This is a genomic window from Bacillus cereus group sp. BfR-BA-01524, assembly GCF_022662595.1.
GTDB classification, from domain to species: Bacteria; Bacillota; Bacilli; order Bacillales; family Bacillaceae_G; genus Bacillus_A; species Bacillus_A thuringiensis_S.
The window spans coordinates 45652-72629 of sequence record NZ_JAKUDW010000010.1; the positions used below are offsets into that span (position 1 = coordinate 45652).

Here is a 26978-nt window from a genome sequence, read left to right on the forward strand (position 1 = left end):
TTAAAAGTTAAAATCCCCAAAATCTACTGATACCTTAACTGGTTGCAGTTCTTGAATTTCTTGTTTAAATGAAATATCTTTTAATAAAATTTCAGGATGATCTACAATTTGTTCAAAAATCTCAACATAACGCTCACATAACTTTTGAACCGTGTCCCTAGTATATAAAGAGGTTGCATATTCCATAGTCAGTTCAATTGTATCTTCCAATTCAACCACTCTTAGCAATAAATCCATTTGCGCGCGCTTAAAGTCGTGATCATATGTCTTTAGTTCTAAACCATCGATAAACATATGATCTTCATCCATATTTTGCATAACAAATGAAACATCGAAAAGTGGGTTCCTATTATACGTTCCTTGAAGTCCTAATTGATTAACCAGGTCCTCATATTGACATTTTTGATGTTCAAACGCTTGTAAGACCTGTTCTTTTACTTCAAATAGGAACTGAGTAAACCTTTGTTCAGCTCTTGGATAGTTCCTTATCCCTAACATGTTTACAAATACTCCTATAATATCTTGTAAATCCGCATGTGGGCGACCAGTAATTGGTGAACCAATAACAACATCCTCTTGGCCAGTATATTTACCTAGCAAAATATTATATACAGAGAGCATTAGCGTATATAATGTAGTTTCTTCTTTTGCTAATAGACGCTTAATTTTCTTGGTAACATTTGAATCTATAGTAAAGGATATTTTACTACCTTTCAGATCTATTATTTCAGGTCTTGTATAATCAGTAGGCATATTCAAGACAGGTACACCATCTTTAAATTGCTCTAGCCAATACTGTTCATGTTTGAGAGCAATTTCTTTTTCTTTTTCACTCTGCTGCCATTCTGAGTAATCCTTATACTGTATTTTTAAGATTGGTAATTTCTCTCCAGAGTAAAGCGCAAATAGATCTCTAACGAAAATATCATAGGAAACTCCATCTGTTACTATATGATGTAAATCAATAATTAAAATATGTTTTTGTTCTGCCAATCTAATTAACCCTACACGGAAATATGGAGCATTATTAAAATTAAATGGGCAAATAAACTCATTAATTATTTGTTCCACTTCAGATTCAAAGCCCTCAATTTGAGTAATATGGAAATCAGCATGATCATGAATAATTTGTACCGGTTTATCATTTTTCATTTCAATAGTAGTTCTAAATATCTCATGACGCTTAATTAATTGAGTGAACGCCTTTTCTAAACGTTCAATGTTTAATTTTCCATTCAAAAGAATAACGGAAGTATCATTATAAGCTGTACTTTCTGGATACAATCGGTGTAATACATAAAATCTCTTCTGAGCTGAAGAAAGCTGATAATGAGATTTAGGTTCAGCTGGAACAATAACATCAAATTCACTCTTATCTGCCCTTGAAATATAATTTGCTAGTTTCTCAATATTTGATAGAGTAAAGAGTTCTTTAATAGGAACTTCAACATTAAACTCTTTATGAATTTTTGAAACAATAGTAATAGCCTTAAGTGAATCTCCACCAAGTTCCAGAAGATCATCATGAACACCAACTTCTGAAACTTTAAATATATTTCTCCAAATTTTTGAAAGCTTTTCTTCTACCTCATTACGAGGTGCTACATATTCAGTCAAGAGTTGTGGTCTAGAATGGTATAACGTAGAATCTAATTCTTCTTCCTTCTCATCATTGAAAGAATTTAATAACACCCATTGATCAATACGCGCTTGCAGTTCCCCTGGAGAATGAATCAGTACTTCCCCTTGTTTCCATGACAGTGCTATATTAAAGGCCTGAACTCCTTCTTCAGGTGTCATAGATAATTCATGTACACTTGCACCTATCTGCATATCTTTTTCTTCATCTTCCCAGTATTTCCAATCACTCCAATTGACACTTATCCAAGGCAGGTTGGAATAACGATTTATATATTGTGCAAAAACATCCATGTATATATTTGAAGCAGCATATGATACATAACCTAATCCACCTAAGACCGCTGAAATTGAAGACATTAGAACACAAAAATCTAAATCTTTATTTCGTAAGCACTCTTCTAAATTGAGAAGACCATAAATTTTTGCAGAAAATTGTTCCTCACAGTCCTCTTTTTCAAGTTCCTGAATCAAATTAAAAGTCTTTCCACCAAGAATACCTGCACCATGAATTACACCATTAATCTTTCCAAATTTTTGTTCTGCCTTATGAATTGCTTCGTATAGTTGTGATTGATCTGTAACATCAGCAGCAAGTACATAAACTTTAGATCCCGTTTCTTCTATCTCTAAAACTTTACGAATTCTGTCCGAATACATCGTATTTTCCTTCAAATGCATATCCCACTCATCACGATTTGGCAGACCTGTACGTGTAAGAAGAACTAAGTTGGCTTGTACAGTTTGAGCCAAGTGTTTCGCAAGAATTGTGCCAATACCTCCGAGTCCTCCTGTAATAAGGTAAACTCCATTTTTTCGTAAAGGCAGTTTCTCTTTAGCTGGCTGTTCTAGTTGTAAATGCTCGTAAGTTTGAACAAATCTTTTATTTCCTCGATAAGCAATCATCTTATCATTCGTATTTGAAAGACATTCTTCTACTAATTGATTTATTAACCTACTCTTCCATTCTTTGTTTAGAGGTAAAACAACATCAACACTTGAACAAGAAAGATAAGAATACTCTTGCGGAACGACTAATGAAGTTCCAAGTACAGTTGATTTTTCTGGAATTAATTCTTCATCACCAATCACTTGTTGAACACCATTTGTAATGATTCGAATTGAGATTGAATCAGAGATATTCTTGTCTCCTAGTGCCTGAGTTAAGTAAAAAATTGAATAGAATCCTAAGTTTTGTTTACAATTTACATATTCAATTGAGGCTTGTCTTTCCTCATCCGTAATTCCCCACATATGAACTATTCTTGTAGGTAAACCACATATTTCTTGTACTTCATCCAATAACTTAACGTAATCTGTACGTTCTTCAGGATTTATAATGAAGCGACCGTTATTCTCCTTATTAAAACCAAAGCCAGGTTCTACTGTAACTACTCTCTGCCCTTTATTTAATAAGTCCTTAACTAGTTCATTACCTAATCCTTCTTGATCTACAAAAACAATCCATGTCTCATTCACATCATGATTTGGTTCAAACAATGTAGAACTTTTCCATTGCGGCGTATAGAACCATTCAGAAATATTGTTATTCTTACTAATTTTAGATTGCTTACTATTAAGCTTTTGACCTAAATCATACGGATTACCTTGTAATTTATAAGATATTTTATTGAAAGAATACATTGGTAATGGAATACGTCTTCTCTTCTCATCTTTATAAAATTGTTCCCAATCTATAGAAATACCTGTTACCCACATTCGAGTGATATGACTAAATAAGAAATACATATCTGACACATCTTGTTGAACAGATCGAACCGTATTAAATATTCTTTCATTACCATTTTCATAGTCTAAAAGGCGACTAGTAAGCCTACTAAGGTCATTTCCAGGACCAATCTCTATGAATAGACTTGTGTTGTCCCTATTCAACTCTTGAATTCCATCAGAGAATCGAACAGTTCCACGCATATGTTTTACCCAATAAACTGGGCTTGTTGCTTCTTCAGGTCGTATCCAAGTACCAGTCAAGTTTGACAAATAAGGTATTTTAGGTTCTCTAAGTGTCAATGTACTAACATAGGAAGCATACTCGTCCAGAATTGAATCCAGTTCGTGTGAATGTGCTGCTCCTTCTATTGTTACTCGCATACACATTAAACGCTTTTTCTTTAATTCATTTTCAAAATCTACAATTGCTTCTTCTGTCCCAGAAACTATACAAGCTGGACCATTAACTACCGCTAAAGAAATGGTATGTTGATATTCTTTTTCAAAAGAATTAATCAAATGAATTAATTCCTCTTCTGGAAGTGGAACGCTAAGCATTACTCCTGCGGGAAGACTACTCATTAGCTGACCTCTTTTTACAACCAATTTAAGTGCATCTTCCAAAGTAAATACTTCTGCTAAACAAGCAGCCACATATTCACCAAATGAATATCCAATCATTGCTTCCGGTTTAATTCCCCAACCCATTAATAGTTTCGCAACTGAGTATTCAAACGCGAAAAGAATTGGTTGACTAAATTCCATTCTTTTTAATTTTTCCGTCGCTTCATCAATACTGAAAGTAGTTGGGTATAACACTTCTTTCATGTTTACATTCGTAAAAGATTGAAGGATTGCAAAGCATTCATCCATAGCTTCACGGAAAATTGCCTCTTGTTCGTATAATTCTAACCCCATGTTTACATATTGCGATCCGTTCCCAGAAAACAGGAAGTTAATTTTAGGATGTTCCTCTTTTACATTTACATATTGTACTCTTCTTCCTTCTGGCTGGTTTAACAGTTCAATTCCTTCTTGGGTACTGGAACAAACTAAAGCTCTCCTATGCTTGAATTCCTTACGTCCAATTTGCAATGTATAACTAGCGTCTGCCAAATTCACATAAGGATTCTGTTCAAGGTGATTTCCTAAATTTAAAGTCATACGATCCAAAGCATCTTTCGATTTTGCCGAAATCATTAACATCTGGTATGGTCTACTATTTGAGATTGCTTCAAGCTTTGGTGCCTCCTCCAAAATAATATGTGCATTTGTACCACCAATACCAAATGAACTAACACCTGCACGTAATGGTTTATTATCCTCTTTCCACTCATTTAAGTGTTGATTTACATAAAACGGTGTCTTTTCAAATCCAATTTGCGTGTTTGGTTTTGTAAAATTCACACTTGGCGGAAGAACCTGATCTTTCATCGCAAAGACCGTTTTAATTAGTCCAGCAACACCGGACGCTGCATTTAGATGTCCTACATTTGCTTTAACAGACCCAATTGGTACCGATTGTTTTTCATTAGAGTTAAACACTTCACTAAGCGCCTTGATCTCAATCGTGTCTCCTAGTTTAGTAGCAGTTCCGTGTGTTTCAATATAGGAAATGGACTCAGGTTCTATATTTGCTTCATGTTGCGCCATTTTTATAACTTCTACTTGGCCCTCTACACTAGGTGCAGTGTAACCAATTTTCCGATTCCCATCATTATTAATCGCCGTTCCTTTTATTACTGCATGTATAGTATCCCCATCATTTATAGCTTCCTGTAAAGGCTTCAGAACAACAATCCCAACACCGTCTCCAAAAAGCATTCCATTTGCATTTTCATCAAAAGGACGACAATGACCATCTGAAGAAAATAGCATTCCTTCTTGGTAGGTATAACCTGCTTTTTCAGGTTGAGTTAATGTAATTCCTCCAGCTATAGCAATATCACAATGCCCCTGTAATAATGCTTGGCATGCATTATGAATAGCCACCAATGATGTTGAACATCCCGTAAAGATATTCATACTTGGTCCTTTAAGGTTAAATTTGTAAGAAATTTGAGTACTAAGCGAGTCTTTGTCGTTAAGTAATGAAATTAAAAATTGCCCAGCTGGTTCATTTGCCTCTGATAGAGTAGATAACACTTGCCAATATAAGTTAGGAGATGCCCCACTATATACACCAATTAGGCCCGGGTAGGTCTCAATATTATATCCAGCATGTTCAAGGGCAGACCACGCACATTCATGGAATACTCGTAGTTGTGGATCCATTAATGATGCATCTTGAGGTGTATAATCAAAGAATGGAGCATCAAAATTATCAGTACCCTCTAAATACCCTTTCGCTTTAACATAATTAGGGCTTTTTACTTCCATAGGATTCACACCAGATTCAATTAACTCTTCATCTGTAAAAAATTGAATAGACTCTGTACCAGACTTTATATTATTCCAGAATTCATTTACATTCTGTGCTCCAGGAAAACGTCCATCTATTCCTATAATTGCAATATCGTTATCTTCTTTCTTTTTTCGATTAAAACGTTTTGTATGTTTAACTTGATTCTTTTGCTTATCTCCACTTAAGTATCTCGCTAAAGAACGAATACTTGGATACTCAAACATAACTCCAATTGAAATCTGTTTTTCTAATCTATTAATTAATCTCTCATGAATTTGAATTATATGAAGTGAAGTTGCACCAAGATCAAAGAAATTTTCATTTACATTTACAGTATCAACACTGTAAAACTCTTTCCAAATTCCTATAATTATTTCCTCTACTTCATCTTGAGTTCTGAACTTATCTCTCGTTTTCGTTTGAGTTTCCAATTCAGAAATTCGTTTACGAGAATTCAGATTAATCCATTGATCAAAACGTTTATTTAAATCTCCTGAAGAAATAATTACCTGATTTAAACCACTTAAACCAAGCACACATTGGAATGTTTTTTGTCCTTCCTCAGATGTCATTTCAAGTGCTTCTATACTTTGAGCATTGAATATTTTATTAACCTGTTGAGCTCCCGTATACTGCCAATCTCCCCAGTTAATACTGGTCCATCGATTATTAGATGTATTACTCACTTTGTCTGAAAAACTATCTAAGTAAAGGTTTGCTGCTGAATAGGCTACAAAACCTAATCCACCCAAAATAGGTGAAAGTGATGAAACAAGATAACAAAAATCAAGATCATAATTACTCAATAACTTATCAAGAACTAGCACACCATGTACTTTAGGAAGAAATTGCTCTTCACATTCAATCCTACTTATCTTTTCCATTGGACACTGAGCTGATTTAACACGTAAGACACCTGCTGCATGAATTACCCCATTTATGTGACCAAAATTATCCTCAGCCTGATGAATCACGTTTCTCATCTGCTCTTCATCAGCTACATCTGCAACAGCTGTCATTACTTTTGCTCCCAATGACTCCAACTTCTGAATATGGTTAATACGTTGACATAATTGTTCATTTTCAATCTGTGATTGAAGAATTTCATCCCATTCTTCACGATCAGGAAGAGCTGTTCTACTAACTAATATTAGTTTAGCCTTTACTGTACGCGCCAAATATTCTGCTAATTTAAGGCCTACTCCTCCCATTCCACCAGTAATTAAATAAACCCCTCCCGATCGAATATTCGGAATTTTTGAAGCTAATTCATTTTCATTTATCACTAGCATTTCACTTACTTTTTCATCAGGTATAGGCTCATAGATTCGAATGTAACGAGTGTTATTTCGAATTGCTATTACAGTGTCAATAATGTCCGTTTGAATCTCAGAATATAAGTTTGATATTAATTTTTCTTCATTATCAGACAACATAAAATCTACACTACGGCATCTAATATTTGGATACTCTTGCGGAAATACTTTTATAGGAGCCAAAAGAGTAGATTTTTCTGCAATAATAGACTCGTCTCCTACTACCTTTTGCATATTATTCGTCATAACATTTATATTGATAGGATAAAGTAAATTAAATTTACTAATTGTCTTTGCAAGTGATATTAATGAATAGAATCCAGTATCTAAGGTCTCGATACCTAAATCCTTATTATCCACATTCCATAGGTGAACAATCTCCTCTGGTAAACACTCTTGTTTTTGTAGCTCATTAAATAACTGATAATAATCTTCTTGTTTAGTAGGGCATATTGTAAATTCATTTAAACTAATCTTTTTATATGAAGGACCCACACCGACTGTTATAACACGATGTCCATCTCTTTCAAGCTTTTCTTTAAGAGCTAAGCCTATATGCTCATTGTCTAAAAATAACAACCAACTTTTAGTAGATTCTTTAGTTACATCTACAATTTCTTTTTCCATCCAACCTGGAGTATAGAACCACTCAGCTATATTAGAACGTTTCTTTATCGATGTTTCTTCACTATTAGTTATATTTTGCTGTTCAGCTGGATCTATCCAATATCGTTTTTTCTCAAAAGGATAAGTTGGTAAGGCAATACGTAATCTATATTCCTCTTCATACAGTTTACTCCAATTAATTTCTACCCCTAACTCCCACGCTTGTCCCAATACCTCTAACAAGTCGTTCTGTAAAATAATCTGATTATTATTAATTTCAGAATTTAATAACTCTCCAATATGTACAATCACAAAATTAGGATCTACATCCTTAACTTGTGTTAGAAATTCTACTTTTTCTCCATGCGTCCATTCTGTCTGTAACTCTATATAGTTCTCAACTAATGGATTCAGGACATCTTCTGGCTTAAGAGATTTATTATAAATATCTGAAACCATTCCAGCTAATCCTGTACCAATAATGTTAGAAGGACGTACATCACATTCAATTAATACATCAATAATCGATTGCAAGCAGACGAAGAAGGTTAAATCTTTAACCAAGCTATCATCTGTTCCTTTAAAGAATGCTTCTTTCAATGCTTTTCCAGTATACATTTGGGCATCAGTCATATTACGCTCAAATACTTTTAAGAATAATGGTTCCTTTTGGTATAGTTCTTTTACATTCTCAATAATTGATGAGTATTCGCTAGGTAACACAAATACCAAATCTGGATTTTCTTGCGTTTTTACGTGAAAATCTTTAACTGTTTTTAAATTGTCTATGGCGCTATCTATATCCTTACATAAGACCGCTCTTCTATACGGAAATGATCGACGGCCAGTTTGCAATGTGTATGCTACATCTGCTAATTCAACATCTTTATTAGATTCCAGATATTCAACCATATTTACTGTAGCATTATTTAAAGCTTCTTTTGATCTAGCAGAAAGAACCATTAGTTTTTTCTCTCTAGTAGAAGCAGAACTTTTAACTTTAGGGGCTTCTTCTAATACAATATGAACGTTAGTTCCACCATATCCGAAAGCACTTACACCAGCTCGAAGAAGATCATTATCATCACTTTGCCAATTTACCAAATCAGTATTGATATAAAATGGGCTATCTATAAAATCAATTTTCGAGTTAGGGCGCTTCACATTTAAAGTTGGCGGGAGTTGTTTATGTTTCATAGATAAAACTGTCTTTATAAGTCCGGTCACCCCTGCAGCTGTATCTAAATGACCTACATTACTCTTAACAGAACCAATTGCACAAAAAGATTTCTTGTCCACATCTTGAAACGCTCTCTTTAGAGCCTCTACTTCGATAGAATCCCCTAATGGCGTTGCCGTCCCATGCGTTTCTATATAACTAATTGTAGAAGGATCAACTTCAGCAAAACTATGAGCTGCTTGAATTACTTCAGCCTGTCCCTCAACACTCGGAGCAGTATAGCCTACTTTTCGACCACCATCATTATTTGCTGCTGATCCCTTAATTACACCATAGATTGTATCCCCATCAGCAATCGCCTCTTCTAATCTCTTTAGTATTACCATACCTACACCATCACTAAAAACTGCACCCTGGGCTTCTGCATCAAAAGTACGTACTTTGCCATCCGGTGAACTTGTCATTCCTTCATGGTATTTATAACCATTCTTTTTAGGATACGTTATAGATACTCCACCTGCAGCTGCAATAGAGCATTCTCCAGTTAACAATGATCTACATGCAAGATGAATGCTCAAAAGAGATGTAGAGCATGCTGTATATAATGTAAAACTCGGTCCCTTAAGTCCCAGCTTATAGGATGTAAGCGTTGAAATTGCATCTTTATAGGAAAGAGTACCTGCCTCTGAAAACTCAACCACACTATCACTGTTTAATAATGGCGTGTGCTTCATCCAATTAAAATTAGTAGATGCTCCTACATATAACCCTATTAATCCTTCATAATCAAATGGATTATAGCCTGCCATCTCTAATGCTTCCCATGTCGTTTCCTGTAACATACGGATTTGGGGATCCATTATTTTCGCTTCCCTAGGTGTATAAGCAAAAAAGGATTCATCAAAATATTCTACTTCCTCCAAATACCCTTTTGCTTTCACAAAATTAGGATGTTGTAAAACATCTAAATTAACACCTTCTTTAATTAACTCATCTTCAGTAAATGTAGAAATTGAATCAACACCATTTTTTAGGTTATCCCAGAATTGGTTTATTTCATTTGCACCTGGAAATTTACCTGCCATTCCAATAATCGCTATTTCCAAACCAGTTTTACTATCATCTTGATGCTTCATTTTCACTTTCCTCCTATTTTGTTTAATTCGGATTTTCTATGCTTTACATACTCTTAGCTACAATACTTAGAGCTAATACTCCTATTTCATAAACTTAAGCAAAAGAAAAAACACATGAAATTACCCATAAAGTAGCTAAAGTGATTTACATACCTGACAGAAAACAAAAAATTTTAATTACGATTTCTATTCCTGGATTTCAATGATATTTTGAGCACTCATTTTTCATTCTAAAAACCTAATACTTTGGTAACAATTCTGTTAATATTACACTTTATGTAGTTAGTAACATATTCACAAGAAGTTTTCTTTAAGAAATTAATTTGTAGAGTAATAATTTTGTAGGGGATTTATGTTATAAAATTAAGCATACTTTTTCCAATATCATATAGAAAAAAACAAAAAAGTGACATACAGTGAATATTGAGAAATAAAATTCATTTATTCCATATCTAACCAAAATAGAACGAATTTTCAATTTAAAATTAGATTTTCTTGCATTTATAATTGCATTCTCTATAAATCATCTATGGTGAGCTTTTAAACTTTAAACATAAATGAAATTATATATGAAATTTTTTAATTTAGATGAGGATCTATATGTGAATCCATTCCAGAGGAATTACATATGCTACAGATTTAATATTCTTCATAAAGTTATATACATAAACTAAATTCCTTCAAACGTTTTAAAAAAATATTGAGTATGAACATCGTTAGTGGAACGTTTCCTACCGAAGGCAAACTTATTTCTAGGATTGCTGACTTACAATTATGCATTGTACGACTCCTAAGACAGACCAAATAAGTTCCATATGCTACAGTACTGTTTATCCTTCCGTTATGTTTCGCTATGCACATACAATATTTTCATCTTATACCCATAACTATTGTCCTGCAGACGCTTTATATTATCTTCAAACCCACTATTTCACTAAACTGTAAAATTAAAACCACTAAATTTCCGAATAAACTGAAAACTAATGAGAAATTGACAAGAAATCTCAATAAGATCTTTTCAATATATCTTAACTTCAATCTCATGGAATCAGGACTCAATAATGATGCTATACAGGGGAGTATTCTATTAAGTAGAATTACAGAAACGATTCTGCTTATGCAGGATAAATTAAAAATTTTCCATTTGATCCTTTAACCTTTTTAAAAATCAGGTATTTAAATGTTATAAACAAAAAACGTAGGAATATTTAATTCCTACGTTTTTCATAAATAAATTTAATTTATTTATACAATTCCTCAAATTCGTCAATCTCAGCTTTACGCTTTAAAAATAGTTCCATATCTTTATTTTCTCTTTCTATTAACCCCAGAGCATGTGTATCATCCAAGGCTAACTCTTTATATCCCCATATATAATCTATAGTTGTCTCTTTAACCTGTTTGTGTTCTGCACAATACCATTCTAAAGGTTGTAACGCATCGGATATTTTAAATAATTCTGCTGGATACCATGATGGCATATTTTCACGTTCTCCTAAGATTAAATATGTTAACTCACCACTTTGTAATTTACATATTCCATAAACAATATACTCTTTTTCAATGGTTAAATTAAATGTTTCCTCTGTTATCTTAGATAGGGCATTGCCGGTATTATATAAACAAGTTACTTTCATAACATATTCCCCTTATTTATTTTTATCTTTAAACTTAAAATTCAACCGTTTCACCTGTCCCCACATCAAATGCTTGATAATAACAAGCATAGCGTTTAAAAAGAAATTCATAATATTGCAGAGGTACAGAAACGAGTTGAGATATAAAGAATCAATATGAAAGAAAATCAAATTGATATAATATAAACCGCAGGAATTAAATATTTCCACAGTTTTATGTTTATCTAAGGTCCGTTTAATTATTTTACAACAATATAGAATTTACTTAGCATTTTTTCTTTTGCAAATTCTTATCTTTCAATTTTTATATCCTTACACCACATTTCTAATTCCATAGGAGGCATAATTATATTACAGGTATATAATTTCAAACCCTCTTTTTCTATTTCACCGATTTCAATATCATGAAGAAAATATGGTAACTGTTCATATGTAAATGTTTTTATTGGTTTTTCTTTTACATATCCCATACTATGTTTGAAATCTATTCTATAGCAACCGCTAAATTGAAAATCTACATCGCCATTTTCATCCTTATAAGTTAGGTGTACCTCATCACCAAAATAGTCGCATACTAATTTAGTAACCCATGCATCACAATAGTGTAACTTTTCAAATTCTGCTTGTATTCTCTGTACGTTCATTTTCGACCTCAATTCTTACTTTTTATATGGAATATGAGCATCTGGACTTTTATCATCTACTATACTCCCATTTACATCTAATAGCTTTTTATTCTCATCATATAAATGTACATGATCATATTTTGTTACTTTATCTGGTAAATCTATCCTCATCCTTATTGTACCATTACCATCTCGAACATGAACAAAATCACTATTCTCTGTATATTTCCATCCTTCTGGAAGTTTTTCTAATATTTCTTTATTAGACATATTGGGAAGGAATCTTTTCTGTACCCCTAAATTATCTTTCCAGAAAAAAGAACCTGATTTCCATGGAAAATAGGTTCTTTTTCATAATTACTTCTCCGCTATACATTCTTTTATTTTTTGTGCTCAAATAATTAAGATTTTCAAACAAAAAATTCCGAAAAGAAATCCATCTTCTCTTTTGTTCAAAATAGATAGAATATGCTATAACAGTATTGGTTCTTTAATTAATGGTAAATACTCTATACTCATAGCATAATTTAATAACAAATTAATATACTCTTGATTTGGCTCTAAACAATGTATGTTCTTCAAATATCCTTGCGTGTATAGACAAGATGGTATAGCTACTGATAGCTCTTCTACAGATTCTAATAAAGGCATTATGAGCTCTAAAGCTTTCTGTTCATCAGTAGTTAGATTCGTATTAAAAAACTTCTCTATATACTTCTCTTGTTTCATTAACAGGATATCGTATCCAAAAGCTTGTAAACTATTAATAAATTGGTCCCATTTAAGCTGATTTGGATTACAAATATGCATGGTTTTATTTACTGTATTGGCCTTATAAGATAATTCAGTAATAGCTAAACTTCCATAGTCTACAGGCGTTAAATCTACATACGTATTGACATCAGGAGCTATGCTAGATAGACATATTCCTTTTAATAATCTATAAAATGCGTTTTCATTAATATTGTATTGAAATTTACCTGTTTTAGAGTTACCCACTAAATTCCCCACACGGTATATCGTGGCACGAACTCCTTTTTCCATTGCTTCTCTGACCATTTTCTCGCCTTGAAACTTACTTTCTAGGTACAGATTATCTAAATTTTGCCCTCTATCAAAATTAGACTCAAAGAATTCAAATTCTTTTGGATCGCTTTCAGCCTGACCTACTACACTTAAAGTCGATATATAATGAAAACGTGCATTTGTGTTCTTAGTTAATTCCAATAAGTATTTTGTAGACTGAACATTTACCTTTTGAAAATGCTCACGTTCTCCATAGTGTCTAACTTCTCCACCACAATGTATAATTGACTCTACCTTATTCTTTAAATGGTCCAATTGCTTTGAATCTAGACCTAGATTCATCAAAGATAAATCTCCTTCAATTAATTCTACTCTCTCCTCTAACTTTTGAAGGATTTCTTTACCGAAATAAAACTGCATTCTTTCTTTTAACTTTGCACCAATTACTTGATCCTCATTTTTCCTTACTAAACAGTAAATAGTCGTAGATGGCAACTGTAATAACCTTTCTAAAATATGTGCTCCTAAATATCCTGTTGCCCCTGTAAGGAAAACTGTTTTTGGATAATTCACCATATCTAATTCACTTTCTTCTGATTTAGTTGTTTCATAAACAGGAGTCGCTTTCGCTTCATTTTCCATACATACTACATTCATATTTTTCTCTTTCTTAAACGATATATCTTCCATCTCTTCAATATGAGAGGCTAAATTTTCTATTGTTCTATACTTAAAGAAGTCTTGAATTTTCAAGTTAGGATATAACGGTTTTAATTTAACTAATGCCGGCATAACTTTTAACGAATGTCCACCCAAATTAAAGAAATCATCTTTTAAACCTATAGATTTTATGTTTAGAACCTCAGACCATACCTTTGCAATGTTTTTTTGCACTTTAGTTTGAGGTTTAATTTTACACTCATCGTTTTGCTCATGATCAAACTCTATTTCTGGTAGTTTTTCAAAATCAATTTTCCCATTCGCCGTTATTGGTATTTCTAACACATGAGAGTAATATTTAGGGATCATATATTCTGGCAATACATTTGATAAATGGAAAGCTAACTTATTTTTCTCTATCCCTATACCGTCCACTGTTTTATAATAAGCTTGCAGTAACATTCCATCTTTCGTTTGTGTTACCACAGCCTGACTTATTCCATCAAGTTGTAACATTGCATCTTCTATTTCTCCTAATTCAATTCTGTGCCCTCTAATTTTAACCTGCTTATCTTTTCTTCCCATAAATTCTATATTTCCATTTGGTAACCATCTTGCTAAATCACCTGTTCGATATAATCTTTTACTCTTATCTTCTGAAAATGGGTTTGAAATAAATGCCTGTTTTGTTTTCTCTTCCTGCTTCCAATACCCTTGGGCCAATCCTAAACTTTCAATATATAATTCACCCCTACCCCCTACCGGACAAGGTTGCATATATGAATTCAATATATGAACCTTTGTATTAGAAATTGGAATACCAATCGGTACGCTTCCTAAAAGATTATTTTTGCTTTCTAAGACTGGTATGAAATAATACATTGCTGAGACAGTTGCTTCAGTAGGGCCATACTCATTTACCAGCTGTACTTGGTTTTTAAAAATACTTTGCCAACTTCTAATAGCATTTGTTGATGCAGCTTCCCCTCCCATTATTATAAATCTTAAAGAACGTATCTTTTCGCAATCCAGTTTCGTTAATGAAGTCGATAATTCATTGAAAAATACTGTTGGTAAGTCAGAAATAGTTGCTTGAGTTTCTTGAATGGCTTGAGCATATTCGACAGTTGAATAGCGCTGTTCATCACTTAATAAATATAGTTCCGCCCCATTTAACAAGGTAGAAAAAATTTCTGATACTGAAGAATCGAAACTATGGGAATAAAACTGTGTTACTTTATCATTTGGAGAGATCTGAAATACTTCATTTCTCCATTCAACTAAATTTAATACTCCTTTATGCGTTAATAATGTACCTTTCGGTTTTCCTGTTGAGCCTGAAGTATAAATTACATATGCCAAGTCATTTGGTTTATTTAAAATTTTTACATCCTCATTTATAGTCGTACGATATATATCCTCTATTATTGAAACCTGATAATCACTTACATTCAAATGACTTTTGAATTTGTTACTCGTTATAATTCTACATGCCTCACTGTCACGAACTATATAATTTATTCTATCCTCAGGATATTTTACATCGATTGGTATATAGGCAGCACCGGCTTTTAATATTCCAAGCATAGAAACGATACTATTCATACTTCTATCTAAAAATATGGCTACCTTATCACCTCTTTTTATACCTTTTTCGAGTAAATGTTGAGCTACTTGATTAGAGCTCATATTTAATTGTCTATATGTTAAAGATTCCGTTCCAGTCACTATAGCAATCCGATTGGATTGTCTATCTACTTGCATATAGAATTGCTCCTGTATATTTTGAAAATAAGGATATGGTCTTTCTGTATGATTTACCTTTTTATATAAAGATTCTTCTTCCTGTGATAGGAATGAAAGATTTTCATATGCTACTGTTCGTTGATGAATGAATGCGTCCAGTATAGTAAGTAAATTTTGAGTAAACCTATTAATTGACTCTTCCTTGAAGAGATTAATATCATACTCAAATGAAACCCCTACATAATCAAATCCTTCCTCAACAGCTAAAGAAATGTCAAACTTACTAATATCTTGTTTATTAGGTAACAATTGAAGCTTGTATGCATCATGTTGCTGTAGAATATCTTTCTGATAACTAAACATAGTAGAAAAGATCGGGTTATTTCCAAAGCTTCTATCAGGATTTATTTGTTCAATTACTTTATCAAATGGGTACGATTGGTTTTGGAAAGAATTCAAACATTTTTCTCTCACTACTTGTAAAAGCTGTGTTAAATTTTTCACATCATTTAATTGTGTTCTAATTGCTAGGGTATTTACAAAGAATCCTTGTATTTGTTCAAATTCTTGATGATTCCTTCCAACAACCGGTGTACCTACAATAATATCTTTTTGATCCGTTAGATAATGTAACAATTGAATATACGCTGCTAAAAATAGCATATACATAGAAACATTCTCTTGTTCACATACTTGTTTCAAAGACTCTTTCATTTCATTATCTAACTTCATTTCAAATACTGTACCCTTATTTGTACTTTGACGATTCCTACTAAAATCTAAAGGAAGATTTAGTATAGGAAGAGGTGCTGCAAGTTCGGCCATCCAATAAGATTTTTCCGTATCCCACCGACCTAAATTTAACTGCTCCTGTTCCCACTCAGCATAATCTACATATCGATTAGAGATAGTTGGCAACTCAGGATTTCTACGTTTTGCAAAGGCACTATATACCTTCATTAATTCATCTAATAAATTCCTTACACTCCACTCATCTGTAATAATGTGATGTAAATTGATATATAAATAAGAATTTTTCTTATTCAGATTAAAAATTCTAATCCTAAAAAGAGGGCCATTTTCTAAATCAAATGGTGTATGATCCGTTTGATTTATTGTTGTACGTATATATTCTTGTTGTTCTTTTTTAGACATGTGTTCAATCTCATCGTGAATCAAATCAATCGCTATTGAGTTTAAGATGACTTGTCTAGGCTCCCCATTTCTTTCAATAAACACTGTTCGTAGCATTTCGTGTCGTTCAACTAAAAATCTTATGGTATCTTGTAAAATATCCTTTTTTAAACTCGGCTCAATATATATGTGTAGTGGTGTATCATATACTCTATTAATGGCGTTATACTTATTTAAAAACCAGATTCTTTTTTGAGCACTTGATAATTGATAACTTTCCTTATCTGCAACTTTTAATACTTGCGTCTCCTGTTCTTCCCTATCATGATTTACTGCCATTAATTTATCGATGTAAGTAGACAGACTAGCAATCGTTGTATGCTCAAAAATATCTCTAATTTCAATTTTTAGATGAAACTCTTTTTGAATTTGATTTAACACTTGCACAGCAATTAATGAATGTCCCCCAAGTTTAAAAAAGTCATCATCTCTGCCGATTCTATATTTCCCTAAATTTAAAATCTCTGCCCATGTTTTTGCCAATCTTTTTTCTGTTTCACTTATCGGTGGAACATATTGCTTCTGCATGTTTGCAAGTAAAGATGGGATTTGTAATTCTAATTTTTTTCTATCTAGTTTCCCGCTTGGTGATACAGGAAAACTTTCAAGGTGAAATACATAATTTGGCATCATAAAATCTGGTAAACTTTCACTTAAGAATGTTTTTAATGCCTCTTGTTTTAGTTCTGTATTGTCTTTTGATAAATAAAAGCTAACGATTTTGTCGTTTTGATAAGTGAATACTACAGCATCTCTCACTTCTGGATGTTTAAATAATGTTCCTTCAATTTCATCCAGCTCAATTCGATACCCACGTATTTTTACTTGATTATCTTTCCTTCCGATAAATTCTAAATTTCCATTCGGTAAAAGACGTACTAAATCTCCAGTACAATACATCTTTTTATCATGATTATAGGATTTATCGAAAGAAATAAACGCCTCTTTTGTTTTTTCCTGTTGATTTAAATATCCGTTGGCAACTCCATCACCGCCAATAAATAACTCACCTACTACACCTGACGGACATAATGTATTGAACGGACTAACCACGAAAACTTCACTATTAGCAATTGGTTTACCTATTGGGATATTAGAGATTTCTTTTTGTATCTCACCATTTACTTCATACATCGTTGCACATACAGTAGTTTCAGTAGGACCATATGCATTAAGAACTGGAATCTTTAACCCTAATTTACTTTGCCATTTACGAACTGATTCAGCAGGTAAAGTTTCCCCTCCTACAAATACGCGTTTTACAGAATTTAATTTAAGTAACATTTCTTTTGGCATATCAGCTATTAATTTAAAAAACGCAGTTGGTAAAACCACATTTGTAATACTATTCTTCTCAATTACATTTATAAATTCCTCTGCTGAACGTTTTTCGATTTCAGAAATTAAATGCATTCTCCCTCTACATAGCAAAATCGGAAATATTTCCATAATGGAGGCGTCAAAAATGATCGTTGCAAATTGTAAAAATACATCTTCTTTGCCTAAATGAAATGTATTGATTACTGAATATGATAAATTAATTACGCCTTTATGTGGTACAACGACTCCTTTTGGTAAACCCGTTGAACCTGACGTGTAGATAATATAAGCTGCATCTTCTATGGTATGTGTAGGTGCAATATTTTCTATAGAATTAGCATAATGAAAATCTTCTAGATAAATTGTATGAATCGCAAAACTTTCAACCAATTCCCTGTATTCTTTCTTCGTAATAATCATTTGACTTTCGCTATCTTTTAAGATGTATTCTATTCTTTTTTTAGGAAACTTTGGATCAATTGGTACATAAACTCCACCTGATTTTAGGATACCTAGAATCCATACAATGGTATCAATCTCTCTTTCCATAGTAATACTTACACGCTGTCCCTTTTTTATATCATTTTCACACAAATAATTCGCTATTTGATTTGACCTTTGCTGCAATTCATAATAGGTAATGGATTTATCCCCCATTGAAATCGCTATTCGATTTGGCGATTTTAATGCTTGTAGATCGATTAATTGATCTAGTGTTTTTGAATGAGGATATGTAAGAGCATTTGAGTTCATTTCTTTGTATAGACGATGATCTTTCTCTAAAAGTAAATCCAATGAATGGATAGGTTCGTTCACATTCTTCATTAGTTTTTGTAACAAATATATATATCTTTCGACTAAATCACTCATACTCCCTGGTTTATATAATGCTGAGTTATAGTCAACCTCAATTTTATTCTCTGTTTCCCCTTCATATCTCATTATTCTCCAAGTCATGCTAAAAGGATTTACTCTTTTACAATCTGTTAAAACTGTTGACTCAATATCAGGAATTTTTAATTCCGGTATCTTCATCGTATTAAATGCTGTGGAATATATCATATTATGATTTGTATTTGTATTTAGATTTAAATCTTTTACTATATGTGAGTAAGGATTATGTTTATACGTAATAGCTAGATGAATAGATTTATTAACTTTATTAAGTATCCCCTTAAATGTCTCGCCCTTTTCTATTGTTATACGTATAGGTACTGTATTAACAAAATAGCCAAAAGTATCTCGTTCTTCTGTATGTGGTCTAGTATTAATTGGAATACCAACAATTATCTCTTCAGCATTTGTCATTTGATGAAGTAATGTACAATAAGTACTTAACATTACTCGATAAATACTTATATTATTTTTTTTAGCAAAACATTGTATTTGATAAAATAGATCCGAATTAATATTCTTGCTTATATTTTTATCTGTATACCTCTTTTCATTCATTTTATTAAAATCAATAGGAAACTCTGTAGGAGTTAATTCACCTTGTAAATAATCTTTCCAATACGATGATCCTTCTTTATATATTGCACTATCAATAAAACCCTCCTCATACTCTACGAGGTTCTTATAAGGAGATTCAAATTCTACATTCGTCTTCCCTTGAAGTAATTCACCATACGTATTGGATAATTGTCGGATGAAAACTCCTAAACTCCATCCATCGTAAATAATGTGATGAAACATTAAATGTAAAACAAATGTATCTTCACTGAATTTAATAATGTGGAATTTAAACAAAGGCCCCTCTTCTAAACTAAATTTCTCATTCACTATAGATTCTAAGAAATTTTTTAAAATAGATTTTTTTTCTGTGTTTTTAAAAGCAGTTAAATCTTTAATTGGTATATCAAATTCTACATTCTTTTGAATTAATTGCTTTATTTTTTCATCCCTCTTCTTAAATATTGTACGTAGCGCCGGATGTGATTGCACTATTTCGGTAAGCGTTTTCTTTAAAATCTCAATTTGAAGATTCCCTTTTAACTTTATTATAATCGGTTCATTGTTCATTCCTTTTTCTATTTCCATTTGATGAGCTATCCATAATGCTTCTTGGCCTACTGTTGCATCCAATTCTTCTACAATTTCATATTTCTCTTGTATTTCTTTCATATGAATTTCTCCTTTTATAAATATTTGAAAACGGATAATATTTACATTTACAACTATATGTACATATTCTGCAATTTGTAAATTTATATTTTCCGACTAAATTCAACATTTATTTCGCTTATTGCATAGTTATTAAAATTATGAATAAAACTCATATTTATACTGTAACAGTTCATACTTTTATTCAATTTAAGCATAAAAAACCATTTAACTAATAATTCTAATTTCTTTTTATACAGTATTCTTGCATATATTTATTAAAGTAAATTGCCTAATTTATTCTCCGAAAATAAATTCAAGAATATTCCAACTGGTCACTATATATACTTCTTATAACATAAACTGTAAAGGAGGAGTCCGTACATAATGGAATATAGATTATTAGGTAACACAGGATTAATAGTTTCAGAGATAGGATTCGGTTCTTGGGCAATTGGTGGAGATGAATGGGGTGCAGTAAAAGATAATGAATCCATTGATGCAATTGAAAAAGCAATTGACCTAGGGGTCAATTTTATTGACACTGCTGACGTTTATGGACTAGGTCATAGTGAAATGCTAGTTGCAAAAGCCATAAATAATCGCAGGCAGGATATCATTCTTTCTACAAAAGGTGGATTAATTGGTCATCATTATGACCCAAATCAACCAGCCGTTTATGGAGATCCTCAAAAGATCATTGATGCGTTTGAGGCTAGTTTACTGCGGCTTAAAACGGATTATATAGATGTATACTTTTGTCATATTTGGTGGGATAAACCTGAAGAAACAGAAGCCTTTCTACAAGCTTTCCAAACCTTAAAAAAAGCTGGCAAAGTGAGAGCCGTCGGTGTTTCTACTAATGATTTAGATTATATAAAACATTTTAATCAGAATAATGATTTAGATGTCGTACAATTCGACTATAGTATTTTGAATAAAGAACCTGAAAAAGACATCCTTCCTTATATTGAAAAACATAATTTAGGTGCTGTGATAAGAGGTCCACTTAAGATGGGAATTTTAACTGGGAAATTTAATCATGAAACTCAATTTCCAGACGATGATTTAAGAAAAGATTGGCCAAAAGAAAAGTGGTTTAAAGATAGCTTAAACACAGTAGAGAAATTACGTTCACTTGTACGTTCAAATCGAAGTTTAGCACAAGTTGCTTTACGTTATGTTTTAAGTCACCCAGCCGTTTCAGTTGCTATTCCTGGTGCAAAAAATTCTACCCAAGTTGAAGAAAATTCTTCACATTTAATTCGTCCATTATTATTAGATAATGAAATTGAATTCATAAAAAAACTTTGATTGAATAATTATTAATCCATAAAAAATCATGCTGATTTTTCTACCAAATCCATACTACTTCTTCTCCACTAGAACATATCTTTAGCACTTCCACTCTATTTTTTTATCTTTCTCCAACAATTTATACAGTTTATAAGGTAGTTGAACCCTTTTATTCAACTACCTTATAATACGTTCTACATTAGATCAAATTATCTACTACACTAGTTGAATACATGCTAGGGTATCATGCAAACCAAATAAACAATTAATTCAGAAATATTTTGAGAAACTTCATTATCTCACAATTACTTTTTTTAAAATAAATCAAAAAATTTTTCTTTACTTTAAATTCCATAGTTCATATAATCTTCTATGGAATTACATTTTTTTCTAAATAGCTCCTCATTTCTAAGTATTCAAAAGGGAAATTACAAATTATTATACCCTTATGTTTAACCAAGTAAAATAAAAATCCAGTTTTTCACAAGGAGAAGTGACTGCATGCAAGATATTTTAAAATTATTTCCGAGCGTTGACGGAAATGAAGAAAAACAACAACTTTTATTAGAATCTATGCAGAAAATAATTAAAAATCTTGACCGATTAAAAAATGAAGAGCGAGCTACTTTAGGTAAATGTGAGGAAAAATCAGAAGGATACTACAATGACTTAATTCACCAAAGTCATATTCCACTAGCTGGCATCACTATGTCTGAGGTTATAGAAGAGCTAAACCAATTTATGAATGGCCATCCTTATCCAAATAAATACTATTTATCGAACGCAGTACCACTACCAAGTGTTCCATCATTATTGGGTATACTAACCATGGCACTTTTAAATGGTAATGGTGTTTGGGATGTTTATGGCCCAGGGGCAGCAGAAGCAGAAGTAAAAGTTGTATCCATGCTTTCAAAACTGATTGGTTATAATCCGCATAATAGCGGCGGTTATACAACATGGGGTGGACAAGGTTGTGTATTTTCGAGCTTACGTTTAGCAATTTCTAAACAATTCCCATTAGCAAAAGAATATGGTGCTCCACAAAATGTATATTGCTTTACTTCTGAAAATGCACACTATAGTTTATTAAAATCAGCTGAAGCAACTGGTATTGGGTCAAATCACTTAATAAAAGTGAAAACTGATCCTTATACAAGTTCTATGGATATAGAAGATTTAGAGGCTAAAATGATACAAGTTATTAACAATGGCGGTATCCCCCTTTATATTCTAGCTACCATGGGATCAACAGACACATTTACTATTGATGATATAAGAAAAATTAAAGAGAGCGCTGAAGCAATACAGAAAAAATATAAATTAAAACCGATTTATATCCATGCTGATTCTGCAATGGGTGGATTCTATAGTTTCTTTAATAATTATAATTTCGAAGAAAATCCACTTTCATTTGAACCTAACTTAAAAAATGCTTTACTATACGTACAAGATAAAATGCAATACATGGCACTTGCTGATAGTGTATGTTTTGATTTTCATAAATTAGGACAAACACCTTATGCTTCAAGTATTTTAATCGTAAAAAATCATACTGATTTACAACTGATGGACATTGAACAAGATGATACACCTTATCTTGGTAATAGGTCATATGGAAGTTATCATACAGGCTATACCTTAGAATGTTCACGATCTGGTAGTGCTATTCCAATGTATATCAATCTATTAGCCTTTGGAATTGAAGGATATCAAAAATTATTAGCAAATTATATTCGTGTAAATCTATTATTTAGAGAGAAGTTGCGCAAGGCTCTCCCTCAAGTCGCAATCACAAATGATTTTACATATGGACCAATTACAACTTTTCGGTTCTATATGAATGGAGATGGCCAAGAGAATTGGGAAAAAGAACGAATAGGTCTTGCAAGAAAAGAAGAAATTGAGGATACAAATCGGTTAAATATAGAACTATTTAATTATCTAGGAAAAAATCGTGATCAAATATTTTTAGGCGATACAACTCGTTCATGTGTAGTAGACGCAATAAACAGTTGTGATAGAAATCCGATTTCTACATTAAAATTCTTTTCTATCTCCCCATATACAACTGTTGAATGTATAGATGAGGTCGTAGCATTTCTTTATGAACATATTTCGATTGCTACTAAACAGATTCATTCATATGTTTAATAACCATTTTTGTTAGCGCTTTAATAGTTAAACTTAACTAAATGAAATAAAATTTTTAATCCTTTTAATTACTATTAACTATATCAGGAAAGAGGAAAAACATATGAATATAGAGCTACTTGATACACACCACGTGAAAGATGCAGCACATTTACTTGCACATTCTTTTGTAAATAATGAACCTCTTGTAAGCAGTTTACAAATTCCTTTTGCTCCTTTTCACAAAATGTGTGAAGAAATGATGAAACAAGCTGTATCTCAAGCTATGTCATTTGTAGCAATAGAAAATTTTCAAATTGTTGGCGTTCTTTTAACAAAAAAAGTAACTCAGCCACTAATAGATACAGAGAAAGCGATTGAACTATGCCCGCAAATGGAACCTATTTTTCAACTTTTAGATACATTAGAGACAGAATCTATTGAGTTTTCTCATTTAGATAAAGAAAAATTGGTCTATCTAGATATGGGCGCTTGTCATCCAGATTGGATGGGAAGTGGTATAGTCACTACCCTTCTTTCTCATGCCATTCAAGAAATAAGTAAAAGAGATTATGATTTTATTGCCGCTTGTACAAATAAAATTTCTCAAAAAATCCTTAAAAAACTGTATACGACCTTTGAAATGAATGAAATAGTGTATAGTAAATTTCTTTATAAAGAAGCATACCCATTTGCTAATACAACAACTTCCTTAGCAGCCCAATTACTTTATATACCTCAATCTCAATTTGTCATCGAGGCCATATAAATTCGTGAAGAAGACTAGCTGTACTTGAGTGCAGCTATTTTTTATACAGAATAAATTAGTAAAAGATATTCAAGTTAACATAAGTGTCAACTTCCACAATTTACCGAATCATTAAAGGAATCTCCTTCCCCCTATCGAATTATTGTAGAGGAAAGGAGAGGAATACATGGAAATTCTAGGATTAGATCCTCGCGCATTAGCAACTTTAGGTGCACTTGAATACACCAATCGACGCAATAAATTAATTGAAGACTCGGAGAATAACATATACGAGTGTAAAGAAATAAAAGAAATACTTCAATCACTCCCTAAAGAGAAGCAGATTGAGGTTCTTGAGAATCAAGCTCACTTTGAAGCAGTGGCAAAGATGATTGAACAAAACAATTTAATTCTTATAGAACAGATGAAAGCTCTACAGTTAATTCAGAAATAACAAACTTATAATTGATTAATTCTACATATGCTTCCATAAATAATATATCTTTATTTATACCATCAGCCTCTGTTTTTACAGGGGCTTTTGTTATACGTTGATTTCATATTTTGAATTTGAATGGTTTCTTTCACATGTACGAGTATGTCTTCTAATAAACCTGTAGTAGACTCTAATTCTTACTTTTCCATTTTCTCTGTTACAGCACTGATAAGTTCTATAGTACTTTTGCACCTAGTGTTATCCTCCAGGTAGCACCAGGTTAAGATCCTTGTTTTGTTGTAATAAGAATAAGCCGTTTAGCCTTTATCTTTGTTGCGTATGAAGTATGAGCTGCTCCTATTCCGTCTACTTATGAAGAGGCCTGTGTAATATCTCATCCGTATGTTAAAATTATTATCCTGTAATGGGCGAGCCATTATCCCAACGAAGGTTGAATCTATTTCAGATTGTACTTCCCATTCAAGGCATGTGCAGTTTCTTTTTTTAAAGGGGACTAATCTTTATCAATCTTTTATTAAAGACAAGTGTATGTTCACAATTGCTATACTCTCCAGTCCTAAGAATTCTAGGGCGATGGTATATACGTTTAAAACCTATAACTAAAACGGTTTACCTGGAAATGAGTGTGTTACTCTCATTACTCCCTGACCGGTATTATAAACATAGAATGTCCAGTACTTATTTGGGTCCCTTAAATCATCGAACCAACGGGCAGATGTAACGCCCGCGGGAACCCACTGGTGAATAACGGTCGGCTCGTTTTCACTCAGCCCACGATCAACCCAAGAACCTTCGCCAGGAGCTAATCCTGAAGGTGCTGGTCTTTTCCCTCCCCTGAAAAACAACTCAAGTATATTGAAATCTCCCTGTTGATTTCCCGGTTGCGCACTAAAACTAAGAGCGCCACCTCCCCGGACAACTAGTGGATAGCTTTGTCTAATGGACGTTTCCTCTCCCACATATTGCCCAGGTTGTGGCGCATCTTGATAACCAGCTTGATAGCCGTCTCGATAACCAGCCTGGTATAAATCTGAATTAGGACCAGTTGTACGATTCGTTATACCATCGTCATAAGTATAAGGTGGATAATACGGGTTATACGGATAATACACAGACAATAACTCCTCAATTTTAATGTATTTTTCACGGTATTATATTTTGCTGTCTATGTGTTAGATGATTGTCTATTCAAAATTGGGGGATTGCCTAACAAAAAAACTTTCTCCGATATCAGAGAATTAAACGTATACAAGATATAACCCTATTTTATCTATGTTGATTTTTTACAGTGCTCTATCCCTTTACTTAATTAAACTTAAACCGGTAACTCCCATAAGAATATTTCGTAATATACCTTTACTATCTATAATCAAATTATAGATAGTAAAGGTAATACATTATCTTTCACGATATAACACAAAGATAATAATTGTTTCAAAGTATTTTGATTAAATTCCATAATTACACATGTTAAGAATATGTAATTCCCTCCTGTTTTAATTAGGTAATTTACGTGTTGACCATTTACGCTTAGCGTTTCTCTTTCCTTTTCAATTAAGATAATTGGGCATTTTAATTTGCCCTAAGCATCGAATTTCCAACTTAAAATGTATACTAAAATAAACACTACATACCATCTTTCATTTCATAGGAAGATACAAAGTCGCAGGAGCTATCACACCGCGCACACTTTCCGATAAAATTAACGATTATACTAATCAAACCGTGTGAAATGTCCTTCCCGCTCATTTCCCATGTAAATATGCAAAAAAAAGCACATGTTTAGGCTGCACGTGCTTTTATCATTCTATTTAAAGTTGATATCGTTATTTTCCGTCTTTTCTTGCCAAAATTGTTTTTGTTGACGTCTAATTGTCGCTAGAAAAATTCTGCTTTTCCATAAATTTAATAACGCTCATTTCTTGTATATTTTTCATTACCGCTCTTCAATAAACAACGACATCAAACTACTTACGAAAATTACTTTCTTATTTCTATCAGACGGCAGTGACTGGCAATAT

10 protein-coding genes are annotated in these 26978 nt (G+C 32.5%); 4 read left to right on the forward strand and 6 right to left on the reverse strand.

The window, feature by feature from the left end; all coding sequences use genetic code 11:
- From MR170_RS05190 to MR170_RS05210, 5 genes are all read right to left on the reverse strand, one after another.
- A complete protein-coding gene (locus tag MR170_RS05190; RefSeq protein ID WP_242307499.1) occupies positions 1 to 10011 on the reverse strand; it encodes an SDR family NAD(P)-dependent oxidoreductase in 10011 nt (3336 codons plus the stop codon).
- A 1241-nt stretch (positions 10012 to 11252) separates the two neighbouring features.
- Positions 11253 to 11648 carry a hypothetical protein gene (locus MR170_RS05195; protein ID WP_016083019.1) on the reverse strand — a complete coding sequence of 132 codons (396 nt, stop codon included), beginning with the start codon at positions 11646 to 11648 and terminating at the stop codon, positions 11253 to 11255.
- 290 nt (positions 11649 to 11938) lie between these two features.
- A complete protein-coding gene (locus tag MR170_RS05200; RefSeq protein ID WP_016083020.1) occupies positions 11939 to 12292 on the reverse strand; it encodes a hypothetical protein in 354 nt (117 codons plus the stop codon).
- A 15-nt stretch (positions 12293 to 12307) separates the two neighbouring features.
- Positions 12308 to 12544 carry a hypothetical protein gene (locus MR170_RS05205; RefSeq protein ID WP_016083021.1) on the reverse strand — a complete coding sequence of 79 codons (237 nt, stop codon included), beginning with the start codon at positions 12542 to 12544 and terminating at the stop codon, positions 12308 to 12310.
- A 201-nt stretch (positions 12545 to 12745) separates the two neighbouring features.
- A complete protein-coding gene (locus tag MR170_RS05210) occupies positions 12746 to 20344 on the reverse strand; it encodes a non-ribosomal peptide synthetase (RefSeq protein ID WP_242307506.1) in 7599 nt (2532 codons plus the stop codon).
- Positions 20345 to 20710: 366 nt separating this feature from the next.
- Between MR170_RS05210 and MR170_RS05215 the strand changes: the two genes are divergently transcribed.
- The 4 genes from MR170_RS05215 (at position 20711) to MR170_RS05230 (ending at position 24954) form a co-directional block, all read left to right on the forward strand.
- Entirely contained in the window at positions 20711 to 21637 is a 927-nt protein-coding gene (locus MR170_RS05215; protein WP_105434039.1) for an aldo/keto reductase, read from the forward strand.
- Positions 21638 to 22120: 483 nt separating this feature from the next.
- A complete protein-coding gene (locus tag MR170_RS05220; protein WP_242307513.1) occupies positions 22121 to 23773 on the forward strand; it encodes a pyridoxal phosphate-dependent decarboxylase family protein in 1653 nt (550 codons plus the stop codon).
- A 103-nt stretch (positions 23774 to 23876) separates the two neighbouring features.
- Positions 23877 to 24521: a GNAT family N-acetyltransferase gene (locus tag MR170_RS05225; RefSeq protein WP_089607902.1), complete on the forward strand. Its 645-nt coding sequence runs from the start codon at positions 23877 to 23879 to the stop codon at positions 24519 to 24521.
- A 166-nt stretch (positions 24522 to 24687) separates the two neighbouring features.
- Positions 24688 to 24954 carry a hypothetical protein gene (locus tag MR170_RS05230; protein WP_105434037.1) on the forward strand — a complete coding sequence of 89 codons (267 nt, stop codon included), beginning with the start codon at positions 24688 to 24690 and terminating at the stop codon, positions 24952 to 24954.
- Positions 24955 to 25556: 602 nt separating this feature from the next.
- Here MR170_RS05230 and MR170_RS05235 read toward each other — a convergent pair.
- Positions 25557 to 26069, reverse strand: coding sequence for a hypothetical protein (locus tag MR170_RS05235; protein ID WP_242307515.1), 513 nt, complete (start codon positions 26067 to 26069; stop codon positions 25557 to 25559).
- Positions 26070 to 26978: the final 909 nt, after the last annotated feature.

Coding starts and splice junctions, on each gene's coding strand:
- MR170_RS05190 (WP_242307499.1), bottom strand. CDS start 10,011: ATGAAGCATCAAGATGATAGTAAAACTGGTTTGGAAATAGCGATTATT.
- MR170_RS05195 (WP_016083019.1), bottom strand. CDS start 11,648: ATGAAAGTAACTTGTTTATATAATACCGGCAATGCCCTATCTAAGATA.
- MR170_RS05200 (WP_016083020.1), bottom strand. CDS start 12,292: ATGAACGTACAGAGAATACAAGCAGAATTTGAAAAGTTACACTATTGT.
- MR170_RS05205 (WP_016083021.1), bottom strand. CDS start 12,544: ATGTCTAATAAAGAAATATTAGAAAAACTTCCAGAAGGATGGAAATAT.
- MR170_RS05210 (WP_242307506.1), bottom strand. CDS start 20,344: ATGAAAGAAATACAAGAGAAATATGAAATTGTAGAAGAATTGGATGCA.
- MR170_RS05215 (WP_105434039.1), top strand. CDS start 20,711: ATGGAATATAGATTATTAGGTAACACAGGATTAATAGTTTCAGAGATA.
- MR170_RS05220 (WP_242307513.1), top strand. CDS start 22,121: ATGCAAGATATTTTAAAATTATTTCCGAGCGTTGACGGAAATGAAGAA.
- MR170_RS05225 (WP_089607902.1), top strand. CDS start 23,877: ATGAATATAGAGCTACTTGATACACACCACGTGAAAGATGCAGCACAT.
- MR170_RS05230 (WP_105434037.1), top strand. CDS start 24,688: ATGGAAATTCTAGGATTAGATCCTCGCGCATTAGCAACTTTAGGTGCA.